Genomic DNA, 11445 nt, shown 5'->3' with positions numbered 1-11445 from the left:
GGCTCAAACCTATTATCCAGGCGGCAATGGCCGGGCTCGGCGTTCTCGCCAGCCTGCCGCTGCTGGCCGATGGCCTGCCGGTTCCGCTGGACGCTAAAGTGGTCGATCAGCGCCCGCCGCTGGTGCAGGAGCGGGTCTACCCGCTGGGCGGCCTGCGCAAGATCAGCAACCAGCTGCGGGTCGAAAGCAAGATCGAAAGCCGTGGCCAGGTCAGTTCGGTTACCTACCAGCTGCCCCGCGAGCGCAGCGCCAACGAAGCCTTTACCACCGCCCGTGAAGCCCTGCAGAAGGATGGCGGTTATCCGTTGTTCTGGTGCCAGGCCCGTGACTGCGGCGAGAACAGCCTGTGGGCCAACGAAGTGTTCAAGAACCGCACGCTGTCGGGCGCGGACGAGCAACAGGCGTTCATCCTGCTGCGTCGCTCCGCCGAGCAGAGCAACACCCTGATCGCCCTGTACAGCGTCACCCGCGGCAACAAGCGCGCTTACCTGCATGTTGAAAAGTTCGTCGCCGACGCGCCCCTGGGTGAATTGCTGCCAACCGCGGCAACCTTGATGCGCGAACTGCTCGACACCGGCAAGCTCGACTACCCTGACTTGAACGGCGAGCCGCCCGAGGCCTGGGTCAACCTGATCGGGCGCAGCCTGAACAACAACACCACCTTGCGCGTGAGCCTGAGCGGGGCCAAGGCGCAAGCCTGGCGCGAGCAACTGGTCAAGGCCGGCGTACGCCCGGCACGACTGGAAGTGGGTAGCGCCGAGACCGATGGTTTCCACGTCGAACTGATTCGCTGATCGAGAAGCATGATGCCCAATAACGACCGCCTGCTGGTACAGATCATCCTGCTGGCGCTGCTTGGCGCCGGCCTCTGGGTGATGGCGCCATTCATTTCGGCGCTGCTCTGGGGGGCCATCCTGGCTTATGCCAGCTGGCCGCTGATGCGCCTGCTGACCCGCCTGCTTGGCGGTCGCGAAACCCTGGCCGCAGGTTTGCTGACCACCTTGTGGATCCTGCTGGTGGCGTTGCCGCTGGTGTGGCTGGGTTTCAACCTGGCCGATCATATTCGCGATGCCACCGCCTTCGTGCGTGACGTGCAGGTCGACGGCCTGCCTGATGCGCCGGGCTGGTTGGGCAGCGTGCCGTTCGTGGGCGAGCGCCTGGTGGGCATGTGGGACACCATCGACCAGCAGGGCGCGGCCTTGCTGACGGCGATCAAGCCGTACCTGGGGCAGGTCGGCAACTGGCTGCTGGCGCGTAGCGCGCAGATCGGCAGCGGCATTCTCGAGCTGACCCTGAGCCTGGTCTTCGTGTTCTTCTTCTACCGTGACGGGCCGCGTCTGGCGGCGTTCGTCCTGCGCCTGCTGGATCGCCTGATCGGCGAGCGTGCCGAGTACTACCTGGAGCTGGTGGCCGGTACTGTGCAACGGGTAGTCAACGGCGTGATCGGCACCGCTGCGGCGCAAGCGGTACTGGCGCTGATCGGCTTCCTGATTGCCGGCGTGCCGGGCGCGCTGGTGCTGGGGATCGTCACCTTCATGCTCAGCCTGATCCCCATGGGCCCGCCGCTGGCCTGGGTACCGGCCACTGCCTGGCTGGCCTGGCAGGGTGAGTACGGCATGGCGGTGTTTCTCGGCCTTTGGGGTACGTTCATCATCAGTGGCGTCGACAACGTACTCAAGCCCTACCTGATCAGCCGTGGCGGCAACCTGCCGCTGGTGATCGTCCTGCTCGGGGTGTTTGGCGGCCTGCTGGCCTTCGGCTTTATCGGCCTGTTCATCGGCCCGACCTTGCTGGCGGTGGCCTACAGCCTGTTGCTGGACTGGTCGCGCAGCGGGCCGGTGGCGCCGCCGCGTACCTGACTGGACGGTTTAGAGCTGGGGGGCGGTGTTCTTCACCACCGCCAGCTCCGGGTGGGCGACCAGCTTGTCGATGTGCAGCTCGTCGTTGTTCATCCAGGTCTCGGTCAGCACCCGGTAGTGCTCCATGTCCCGGCAGCGCATGCGCAGGCTGTAGTCGAAGTGGCCACTGATCAGCTGGCAATCGAACACCTGCGGGCAGGCGCGTACGCAAGCCTCGAAGGCTTTCTGCGCCGCGCGCCCGCTCTGGTTGGAGAGGGCTACCAGCACCAGCAGTGACAACCCTGGCGAAACCATCTGCACATCGATGATCGCGCCATAGCCGCGAATCACCCCGCGTCGTTCCAGCTTGCGTACCCGTTCCAGGCATGGGCGGGGGGTGAGGTGCACCAGCGAGGAGAGCTTTTCATAGGTGATGCGCCCGTTGTGGCGCAGCACGTCGATGATCGCTTCGTCGATCCGGTCCAGGGGCGGCGTGGTCTGTGGGCTGTTGACCTTGGTATCCATGCAGGTTCGGCTTCACTTCAAACGGTTGGAAAGAAATTGCTGCAGGCGCTCGCTCTGCGGCTGGTCAAGTATCTCGGCGCTTCCTTGTTCCTCGACCCGGCCCTGATGCAGAAACAGCACCTGGCTCGACACTTGACGGGCAAAGCCCATCTCGTGGGTGACCATGAGCATGGTACGACCTTCCTCGGCCAGCGTCTGTATGACTTTCAGCACTTCACCGACCAGCTCCGGGTCCAGGGCCGAGGTCGGTTCGTCGAAGAGGATGATTTCCGGCTCCATGGCCAGTGCCCGGGCGATCGCCACCCGCTGTTGCTGGCCGCCGGAAAGAAACGCCGGGTACTGGTCGGCGGCCCGTGCCGGCAGGCCGACCTTGTCCAGGTACTTGCGCGCGCGGGCTTCGGCGTCCTGGCTGCTGACCCCGAGCACCCGCCGCGGCGCCATGCAGATGTTCTCAAGCACGGTCATGTGGCTCCACAGGTTGAAGTGCTGGAACACCATGGCCAGGCGCGTGCGCAGGTTCTGCAGGTGCGCCGGGTGCGGCGCCCGGCTGCCGGCACGGCCCTGGCGCATTTCGATGGTCTGTTCATCAAGGGTGATAACCCCGGCATCGGGCTGTTCGAGGAAGTTGATGCAGCGCAGCATGGTGCTCTTGCCCGAGCCGCTGGCGCCGATCAGGCTGATCACGTCGCCTTTGCGTGCCTGCAGCGAAACGCCCTTGAGCACTTCATGGTCGCCATAGCGTTTATGCAGGTCGGCAACGCTCAGTTTCACCGTGGCGTCGGCGGTGACGCTGGCAATGCGTGGGCTTGGACGCGTGCTGTGGGTGTGCTCGCCGGTCGACAAGGCGTGTGCGGTAATGGTCATGAGTTAGCCTCGGGCAGGAACAAGAAAACCCATCCAGCGCCGCTCGGCCAGGCGAAACAGCCCGACCAGCGCGAAGGACAGCAACATGTACAGCAGTGCCGCGGTTCCGAAGGCCTGGAAGGTCAGGAAGGTGGCGGCATTGGCATCGCGGGCGACCTTGAGGATGTCGGCGATGGTGGCGGTGAAGGCCAGCGAGGTGGCGTGCAGCATCAGGATCAGTTCGTTGCTGTAGGCCGGCAACGAACGGCGCAGGGCCGCCGGCAGCACCACGAACAGGTTCAGCTTCCAGCCGTGCAGGCCGTAGGCCTGGGCCGCTTCGATCTCGCCGTGGGGGATGTTGCGAATCGCTCCGGCGAAAATCTCCACGGTGTAGGCGCAGGTGTTGAGCACAAAGGCCAGCAGTGTGCAGTTCAGTGCATTGCGAAAGAACTGGTCGAGCAGGGCGTGATCGCGCACCACCTCCAGCCCGTACAGGCCGGTGTAGCAGATCAGCAACTGGATGTAGAGTGGCGTGCCGCGGAACACGAAGGTGTAGAACTCCACCGGCCAGCGCAGCCACAGGCTACGCGAGACCCGCGCCAGGGCCAGCGGCAGCGACAGGAAAAAGCCCAGGACCATGGTGATGACGAACAGCCACAGGGTCATGGCCAGCCCGGAAAGCCCGGCGCCATCGCTGTAGAGGTAGGCCTGGCCGTATTGCTCAAAGAGTTCGATCATTGCGCCAGCCCCTTGATGCCAGTGTTGTAACGCCGCTCCAGGTGCTTGAACAGGCGGTTGGAGAGGCTGGTGATCAGCAGGTACACAAGCCCCGCGATGATCAGGAAGTACAGGGTGTTATTGGTGGTCTTGCCGGCGTTTTGCGCAGCCTTGACCAGATCGGCCAGGCCGATGATCGACACCAGCGCGGTGGATTTGAGCAGCACCAGCCAGTTGTTACCCAGGCCCGGCAGGGCGAAGCGCATCAGTTGCGGGAACAGCACCAGGCGAAAGCGTTGCGCGTGGCTCAGCCCGTAGGCCGTGGCGGCCTCCAGCTGCCCGGCCGGGACACTGAGGATCGCCCCACGAAAGTTCTCGGTGAAATAAGCGCCGTAGATAAAGCCCAGGGTGATGACCCCGGCGGTAAACGGGTCGATCTCGAAGTAGTCCCAGCCGAGCAGCTCGGTCAGGTCGTTGAGCCACAGTTGCAAGGTGTAGAAGATCAGCAGGATCAGTACCAGGTCCGGCACGCTGCGAATCAGGGTGGTGTACAGGGTGGCCGGTACCCGCAGCAGTTTCAGGCGCGAGAGCTTGGCGCTGGCGCCGATCAGGCCCAGCGCCAGGCTCAGGGCCAGCGACAGCAGCGCCAGTTTCAGGGTCATCGCGGTCCCTTGCAGCAACAGCGGGCCGAAGCCCTGCAGGCTCAGGGCCTGCCAGCCATGGGAGTGAAGGAAGTCGTTCACGGGAAAAATCTCGGTAGGACGCAGGGCAAATGCGGCTGTGATCAGCCCAGGGCGAACTGATCACGCCGGCACGGCTTACTCGTTGTAGATATCCAGGTCGCCGACGTATTTTTTCTGGATTTCGGCGAAGGTGCCGTCGGCGTGAACTGCGGCGATGCCTTTGTCGAGCAGGGCCTTGAGCTCGCTGTCGTTCTTGCGCAGGCCCATGGCGATGTCCAGGGGCAGGGTCGGGTCCTTGATTGCCGGGCCGCTCTTGAAGTCGGCGCCTTCGGGCTTGGTGAGGAAGTTGAGCTGGGCTTCGAGCTTGTCGGTCAGGGTGGCGTCGAGGCGGCCGTTGATCAGGTCGGCGTAGTTCTGGTCCTGGGCCTGGTAAGCCTTGACCTGGGCGCCCAGCGGCGTCAGCTTGGCGCGGGCATAGGCTTCCTGCAGCGAGCCTTGCAGCACACCGACCTGCTTGCCTTTGAGCGACTCGGGGGTGTCGCCAAAATCGGCGCCCTTGCGCACGATTACCGAGGTCGGGCTGAGGAACAGTTTGGCGCTGAAGTCGATCTGCTTCTGTCGCGCCGGGGTCACCGCCATCGACGACATGATCGCGTCGAACTTGCGCGCCCGCAGGGCCGGGATCATGCCGTCGAATTCGTTGTGTACCCAGGTGCACTTGACCTGCAGCTTGGCGCAGATGGCGTTGCCCAGTTCAATGTCGAAGCCTTGCAGGCTGCCATCGGCGGCAACGGATTCAAAAGGGGGGTATTCGGGGTAGACGCCGAAACGGATCTCGGTCCATTCCTTGGCCTGCACCGCACTTGCGCACAGTGGCAGGAGCAGCACGCTGAGGAGCTTTCGCAGCGAAGTCATATGAGTATCCCTGAGTTTTATAGTTGATGTAGGGCAGTGGTGCGCTTCTGGTCTTTTAGTGACTCTCTGGTCGGGCTCAGAATGCGCGATGACGACGTTTTTTTTGTGTCGTTTGCGCCGGCGTCGGCTGCCGGATTGTGCTGTTAACGCGTGTATGGCAGCCGATTCGGCTGGAGCACCTCCGGTTTGAGCTTCGCATGCAGCGGTTTCCGATCTGCCGCGCCAGAGCGCGGCAGAATCGGTCGGGTTCAGGCGCGTTTTTTCTGCAGGTTTTCAACCGGTGCACGCAGCAGCGCGAACAGATCTTTCGGGTCCTTGAGCTCCGGAACCAGGGCGATCTCGCTGCCGATGTCCAGGGCCTTGGCCACGTCCAGCACATAGCGCAGGGCCGAGTAGTCCTCGAGGGCAAAGCCGACCGAATCGAACAGGGTCACTTGCTCGGCGTTTTCGCGGCCGGCGGCCTGGCCGTTGACCACTTGCCAGAATTCGGTGGTGGGCGAGTCGGCAGGCATTTGCTGGATTTCGCCTTCGATGCGGCTTTGCGGTTCGTACTCGACGATCACCCGCGCGCGCTCGACGATCTCGCGGTGCAGTTCGGTCTTGCCCGGGCAGTCGCCGCCGACGGCATTCAGGTGCATGCCCGGCTCAATCATTTCCGGGGTAAGGATGGTGGCGTAGGCCTTGTCGGCAGTCACCGTGGTGACGATATCGGCGCCGCGCACCGCTTCGGCGACGGAGCCGGCAACGCTCACCCTGATTGCCGGGAAGGCGCTGAGGTTGGCCACCAGCTTGGCGCTGGCCGCAGGGTCCAGGTCATACAGGCGGATGTCCTCGATACCCAGCAGGGCATGGAAGGCCAGGGCCTGGAACTCGCTTTGCGAGCCGTTGCCGATCAGCGCCATGCTGCGGCTGTTTTTGCGCGCCAGGTAGCGGGCGGCCAGGGCCGAGGTGGCGGCGGTGCGGATGGCGGTGGTCAGGGTCATTTCGCTGAGCAGCACCGGCGCGCCAGTATCGACGTCGCCCAAGGCACCGAAGGCCATCACTGTGAGCATGCCGCGCTGGGTATTTTTCGGGTGGCCGTTGACGTACTTGAAGGCGTACAGGTTGGCGTCGGACACCGGCATCAGCTCGATCACGCCGTCGGGCGAGTGGTTGGCCAGGCGCGCGCATTTTTCGAAGTCGTGCCAGCGCAGGTAGTCCTCACGGATGTACTCGGCCATCTCGCTGATGCAGGTGCTCAGGCCTTTGCGTGCCACCAGGCGGCTGAGGTCGGTAACGTCGATATAGCGGGTCATGATGAACTCCTTTGTTGTAATCAGTGACGGACGGGCAGGTGCACTTCGGCGAGCATGCAGCGGGCGCTGCCGCCGCCGATGCGCTCGATATGGTCGATGTTCACCACCACCGGGTGGCTGTGCTGCTCGACCTGCCGGCGTTGTTCGGGGTTGAGCGAGCGCCAGGCGCTGCGTGACATCACCAGCAGTGGCTGGCCTTGCTTGTCGTGGACTTCAAGCATGTTGCCGGCAAAACCTTCGAGCTGGTCGAAGTCCAGGGTCAGGATGTCCTTGCCGGTGTCGCGCAGCGAATGCTCCAGGGCGCGACGCTCATCGGCCTCGGGCAGCGCCTGCAGGCAGACCACCGAGAGCCCGCGGCCGACGCTCATCATCACGTTGCTGTGATAGATCGGTGCCTGGTGGCGGTCGACGGCGTGGAACAGGCACAGGCGATAATCGAGCTGTTCGGCGAACAGGCGCAGGGCCTGGGTGTGGGTGCGCCCGGAGTGGCAGGCGTAGCTGATCCGGTGCTCGCGATCGAGGACCATGCTGCCGGTCCCTTCCAGATACATACTCTGCTGTTCCAGGGGGCTCAGATCGATGGTCTGACGGACGGCGAAGCGCTCCTCAAGGACCTTGAGCACACCTTTGCTGCGCTCCAGGCGGCGGTTCTGGCCTTCCATCGGGTAGAGCACCAGGCTGCCGTCGGCGTGGCTGCTCCACCAGTTGTTGGGGAAGATCGAATCAGGGGTGTGCGGCGCCGGGGTGTCCTGCACCACCAGCACTTCGACACCGTGCTGGCGCAGGGTATCGACATAGCCATCGAACTCTTCCAGCGCTTTCTGCTGTGCCTGCTGCGGGTTGAGCAGGGCTTGCTGGAAACGGTTGTTGAGGGCGGTGTCCGGGTTGAAGGCGAACCGCGCCGGGCGGATCATCAAGACTGTATTTGTTGTTTGCATCGAGGCACGCATCCGGGGTTGGCTGTGTGCTTATTGTCGACGTGATCAACGATAAATCCCGGCTGAAGCGCATTGGGTGCTCAGCCGGTAAAGCTGAAATAGTGGGTTTGGCAACGGATTCTGCTGCGACGGGTCAAGGCCGCTGTTGCTTCAAGGCGCGCAGTTGGCGCGCCAGGGTCAGGGCGGTACGGGCGCTGTGTTCGCCGGGCACGATATGGCTGAAGGGCAGGTCGATCAGGCGGTCGTCGCGCACCGCGCGCAGGTGCGAAAGCGCCGGGTGCTGGCGCAGGTAGGCGCGCTTGCCGGCGGCCGGCGACCACACCGCATCGGCAAGGATGATCACGTCAGGATCGGCGCGCAGCAAGCGCTCGGCATCGACCGTGACCCGGTTCAGCTCGATCTCGGCGTACAGGTTGCGACCGCCTGCTGCGTCGATCAACTGGGTGATGAAACCGCGCTTGCCTTCGCTTTGCAGGCCGTTGACCTCGCTGTCGAGGTAGAACACCGACAGCGGCGGGCTGTGCCCGGCGATGGTTTTGGCGGCGGCCAGGTTCTGGCGCTGGCGGGTGATCAACTGGCTGGCCCGGGCCTCGCGCTGCAACAGGTGGCCGAGGCTGCGCAGGTCTTGTTCAATGGCGGCAAAGCCGTTTTCCGGCGCTGGCGCGCAGGCGTTTTCCAGCAGGTAGCTGGCGATGCCGTTGGCCTGCAGGGTGGTGCGCGGCGCGACCCCGTCGCGGTCACGAAAGGCGCTGGCAAAGCCGCCGACCAGCAGGTCGTAACCTTGGGCATAGACCACCTCGGTTGCCGGGTAGCGACGCGACAGCAGGGGGACGCCGCGATAGCGTCCGCTGGTCAGCGCCTGGGCGTCATCATCTATATAGCTGACGGCGGCCAGCGCCGGGCCGGCGTCCAGGGCCAGCAACAGGTCGGCGGCGTGCTGGTTGAGGGCCAGGATGCGTTGCGGGCGCTCCTGTGGCAGTTGCCAGGTGTGTCCGCAGTTCTGATAGTCCAGGGCCACTGCGCTGCTACTTAAAAGGGCCAGCAGGCTGGCGCCGATCCACTTCATGAGCCCTGGCCGTTGAGCAGCAGCTCGGGCACCGGCTGGCCGTCGATCAGGTGCACGCGCACCAGGCGCTGGGCGTCTTCGGCGCTGGCCACCCGGTACCAGCAGCGGTCCGGATACACCGTCAACACCGGGCCAAGGTTGCACGGGAACTGGCAATGGCTGCGGGTCAGCAGCACGCCGTCAGTGGTTTCGATGCGGTTGGCCACCAGCAGCTCGCGGCGCAGGACTTTCCACAGTGGCAGGGCACCGCGTTGTACGCAGCGCGGGCCGGTGCAGAGCATCACATGGCGGGTATGCTCGGGGATTTGCGACCACTCCGGCTTGCTCTGGATTTGCTCTTCGGCGAGGCGGCCGCGGCGTCGCTTGGGGGTTGTTGCTGTCATGGACTTCTCGAAAAATATTCGCGAAGCGCACAGGAGGGCCCCGGCCAACACGCGCCAGGCAGCCGGCTCGTGCCCGCCCTCCGCAGGTTTGCCTAATTGACTGCATGCAGTCGTGGGGCTTCAGGCCGGTCTCCGGGCTTGCGAGGCGTAAAGTCATTCGCCTTCCCATTCCTGTGGGCACAGTGGCGTGTTGAATGCTTCACTCGCTTACCGTTGCGGGGGCAGCGCCGGACTGGTCGATAACGACGCACCGGCTTCCCGTTTCACCTGACGCACGGCGGCGGCAGGCACCTGAAACTGGCAGGCATCTGACCATCAGCCCAGGCGTTCGTCAACTGTGCCGGCATGGCCCTGGGTGTGCAGGCGCTTGTACAGGGTGGTGCGGCTGATGCCGAGGACCCGGGCCAGGGCCGAGATATTGCCATTGAGGGCACGCAGGCGCTGGCCGAGATCGTCAGTGTTTGCCGGCGTGGCCAGCACTGGCGCGGCGGGCTTGGCCTCAGGCAGGTCGGCAAAGAAACTGTCTGGCAGGTGCTCCATGGCAATCGGTCGTTCGCCGGCCAGAGCCAATGCCACCTGCAGCACGCTGGCCAGTTGTCGCAGGTTGCCCGGCCAGGGATGCTGGAGCAGCAGCTCCAGCACTTTGCCGGGCAATTGCGTCGGTGCCCCCGGTTCGCGGTACTGCTGGTGGAGCTGTTCGATCAGGGCCAGGCGGTCGCTACGCTCGCGCAGCGGTGGCAGCTTCAGGCTCAAGCCTGCGATGCGGTAATACAGGTCCTGGCGAAAGTGGCCCAGCCGTACCTGTTCGGCGAGGTTGTGGTTGGTCGCCGAGACCACGCGGATATCCACCGGCGTCGGTTCGCCGCTGCCCAGTGGTTGAATGCTGCGGGTTTGCAGAAAGCGCAGCAGGCGTGCCTGGGTGGGCAGCGGCATGTCGCCGATTTCGTCGAGAAACAAAATGCCCCGGTCGGCCTTGCGGATCAGGCCGATGTTGCCCTTGTGGTGGGCGCCGGTGAACGCGCCTTTTTCATAGCCGAACAGCTCCGACTCGACCAGCTCGGCCGGAATCGCCGCGCAGTTCACCGCAATCAATGGCTGCGCGGCGCGGCTGCTGGCGCGGTGCAGGGCGGTGACAAAGACCTCTTTGCCGGCGCCGGTTTCGCCTTCGATCAACAGCGGGATGTCTTTTTCCAGCAGCAACCCGGCCTGGCGCAGAGCCTTGTCGATACGCGGGTCGCAGCCCGCTTGCGGGCGGCTGAGCGGGGCGGCTGGGGCTGTGGCCGCATGCAACAGACAGTGGAAGCGGTTGCGCCCGGTCACCTGTAGCGCAAACGGCTGGTCCGCGCCGTGGGCCAACAGCTGCGCCAGGGGAGTCCTGAACAACTGCTCAAGGTTCAGTTGCAACGGGTTCTGGCCGAGCAAACTGTCGGCCCGGCGATTGGCCGCCATTACCCGCCCCTGGTCATCGAACAGCAGCAGCCCGGCCCATTGGCTGTCGAGGTTGTTGGCGCCGGTATTGAAGCTCAGTTGCCGGTAATCCCCGGCAAAGCGCGCCAGGATCAGGCGGTTCTCCAGGCTCTGGCTCATCATCCGTACCAGGCCCTGGGTTTGCGCCGTAGGCAGGTAGCTGTCGCTGGAAACATCGAGCACGCCGATCAGCTGGCGCTCGGCATCGAACAAGGGAGCAGCGGCGCTGGCCATGAAGCGGTTGAGCTTGAGGAAGTGCTCGTCCTGGCTGATATGCACCGCCTCGCCGGTGGCCAGGGCGGTGCCAATGGCATTGGTGCCCACCCCTTGCTCCCGCCAGCAAGCGCCGGCGACAAAGCCGTGGCGTTGGCGCGGGTCGATAAAGCGCCGCGTGCCCCAGGCATCGAGCAGCTGGCCCAGATGGTCGCTGAGCATGATCAAGTAGCTGGAGTTGCCCAGCAGGTGTGCGTACTGCGGCAGCACTTCGTCGCGGGTGGTGTCCAGCAGTGCATGCTCGCGCTCGAGCAGTTCGCTGACCTGGGCGGCGGATGCTTCGCCAAACTGCGGTTGCGACTGGTGGTCCAGGCCGTAGGCGCGGCAGCGCTGCCAGGACGCCTGGATCAGATGCGCATGGGCGCTGGTGGATGCGGCCATGGGCCCGTCCTCTGCCGGCGGCAGTGTTGTTGTTTTTGTGTGATCCAGTGTTGTTCAGTCCTGTTCATTGTCAATGCCGCGGCTGTTCAACTGTGCAGCGAAGGCTGTTCATTTCTGTTCA

The 11445-nt window shown here is 64.4% G+C and carries 12 protein-coding genes and 1 riboswitch; of the genes, 2 read left to right on the top strand and 10 right to left on the bottom strand.

Annotation, left to right across the window (positions count from 1 at the left end):
* The first annotated feature begins 26 nt into the window (after positions 1–26).
* Together ABIE20_RS19465 and ABIE20_RS19460 are read left to right on the top strand one after the other, a co-directional pair.
* Complete coding sequence (locus ABIE20_RS19465) at positions 27–794, top strand: DUF4892 domain-containing protein (RefSeq protein WP_429506697.1); 768 nt, start codon at positions 27–29, stop codon at positions 792–794.
* A 12-nt stretch (positions 795–806) separates the two neighbouring features.
* Positions 807–1859 carry an AI-2E family transporter gene (locus ABIE20_RS19460; RefSeq protein WP_429506656.1) on the top strand — a complete coding sequence of 351 codons (1053 nt, stop codon included), beginning with the start codon at positions 807–809 and terminating at the stop codon, positions 1857–1859.
* A 9-nt stretch (positions 1860–1868) separates the two neighbouring features.
* On the opposite strand, the gene ABIE20_RS19455 is transcribed toward ABIE20_RS19460, so the two are convergent.
* The 10 genes from ABIE20_RS19455 to ABIE20_RS19410 all read right to left on the bottom strand — a co-directional run bounded on the left by ABIE20_RS19455 (position 1869) and on the right by ABIE20_RS19410 (position 11324).
* Positions 1869–2363, bottom strand: coding sequence for an Lrp/AsnC family transcriptional regulator (locus ABIE20_RS19455; RefSeq protein ID WP_010224632.1), 495 nt, complete (start codon positions 2361–2363; stop codon positions 1869–1871).
* 12 nt (positions 2364–2375) lie between these two features.
* Entirely contained in the window at positions 2376–3227 is an 852-nt protein-coding gene (locus ABIE20_RS19450) for an ABC transporter ATP-binding protein (protein ID WP_429506654.1), read from the bottom strand.
* A gap of 3 nt (positions 3228–3230) precedes the next feature.
* Complete coding sequence (locus ABIE20_RS19445) at positions 3231–3944, bottom strand: ABC transporter permease (RefSeq protein ID WP_093385307.1); 714 nt, start codon at positions 3942–3944, stop codon at positions 3231–3233.
* Complete coding sequence (locus tag ABIE20_RS19440) at positions 3941–4666, bottom strand: ABC transporter permease (protein WP_429506652.1); 726 nt, start codon at positions 4664–4666, stop codon at positions 3941–3943. Before ABIE20_RS19440 ends, ABIE20_RS19445 begins: the two co-directional genes overlap by 4 nt.
* Before the next feature lie 75 nt (positions 4667–4741).
* Entirely contained in the window at positions 4742–5521 is a 780-nt protein-coding gene (locus tag ABIE20_RS19435; RefSeq protein WP_429506650.1) for an ABC transporter substrate-binding protein, read from the bottom strand.
* A gap of 248 nt (positions 5522–5769) precedes the next feature.
* The gene (locus ABIE20_RS19430) at positions 5770–6816 is read right to left on the bottom strand and encodes an ornithine cyclodeaminase (protein ID WP_429506649.1); all 1047 of its coding nucleotides are present in this window, start codon (positions 6814–6816) and stop codon (positions 5770–5772) included.
* A gap of 20 nt (positions 6817–6836) precedes the next feature.
* Entirely contained in the window at positions 6837–7754 is a 918-nt protein-coding gene (gene ctlX, locus ABIE20_RS19425) for a citrulline utilization hydrolase CtlX (RefSeq protein WP_429506647.1), read from the bottom strand.
* A gap of 133 nt (positions 7755–7887) precedes the next feature.
* Positions 7888–8820, bottom strand: coding sequence for an ABC transporter substrate-binding protein (locus ABIE20_RS19420; protein ID WP_429506645.1), 933 nt, complete (start codon positions 8818–8820; stop codon positions 7888–7890).
* Complete coding sequence (locus ABIE20_RS19415; RefSeq protein WP_123568263.1) at positions 8817–9203, bottom strand: (2Fe-2S) ferredoxin domain-containing protein; 387 nt, start codon at positions 9201–9203, stop codon at positions 8817–8819. Before ABIE20_RS19415 ends, ABIE20_RS19420 begins: the two co-directional genes overlap by 4 nt.
* A 106-nt stretch (positions 9204–9309) precedes the next feature.
* Positions 9310–9513: riboswitch (cobalamin riboswitch) on the bottom strand.
* A 5-nt stretch (positions 9514–9518) separates the two neighbouring features.
* Positions 9519–11324: a sigma-54-dependent Fis family transcriptional regulator gene (locus tag ABIE20_RS19410; RefSeq protein WP_429506643.1), complete on the bottom strand. Its 1806-nt coding sequence runs from the start codon at positions 11322–11324 to the stop codon at positions 9519–9521.
* Positions 11325–11445 lie beyond the last annotated feature (121 nt).

This window comes from Pseudomonas sp. 2835, from assembly GCF_050435905.1.
Classification (GTDB): Bacteria; Pseudomonadota; Gammaproteobacteria; order Pseudomonadales; family Pseudomonadaceae; genus Aquipseudomonas.
Note: the sequence above shows the minus strand (reverse complement) of the source record. Positions and strands in the feature narration are given on the sequence as shown.